A 561-nucleotide genomic window follows, 5' to 3' on the forward strand; every position below is an offset into this window, starting at 1 on the left:
CAAAAGCAATCGACTCTTGACGAGTTTCTAAGACATCTTCTGGCTCTGGAGTCACTACTGGTGGCTCAATTTCCTTGGTACCAACCGCAATCACACGATCCTCGGCTGAACGAGTTTCAACCTCAACTGGAAGGGCAGTAACCTGACCTGTGCTAGCATCCACACTGTAACGGGTGGTACTTGTCTCAAGACCAGTACGACCCTCTGTTACAACACGCTCCTGACCTTTTTCGAGATTCGGATCGTCCTGACGAACTTCCTTAAACGGAAGTTCCTTAGTGGTAACACTTGGCTGAGTTCCTACACGAACAATCTGTGATACTGCTGGACTTGTCACACTTTCACTGACTAGGCTATCCTTGGTAACGTTCCAAACAAGTTCCTTAGTTCCTGCAACACCCTCTTGAGCTACTTGACTTGAACCATAAGCAAGGCTCTCATCTGATTCATAAACCGTTTCAAAAGCAATCGACTCTTGACGAGTTTCTAAGACATCTTCTGGCTCTGGAGTCACTACTGGTGGCTCAATTTCCTTGGTACCAACCGCAATCACACGATCCT

At 47.1% G+C, this 561-nt stretch carries 1 protein-coding gene; it reads right to left on the reverse strand.

Features of this window, described 5'->3' with window-relative positions:
* The coding region (locus E4T71_RS08785; protein WP_194181266.1) for a G5 domain-containing protein at nucleotides 1–561 on the reverse strand (561 nt) is incomplete at both ends.

Origin of the sequence: Streptococcus sp. WM07 (assembly GCF_004570525.1) — a bacterium.
GTDB lineage: Bacteria > Bacillota > Bacilli > Lactobacillales > Streptococcaceae > Streptococcus.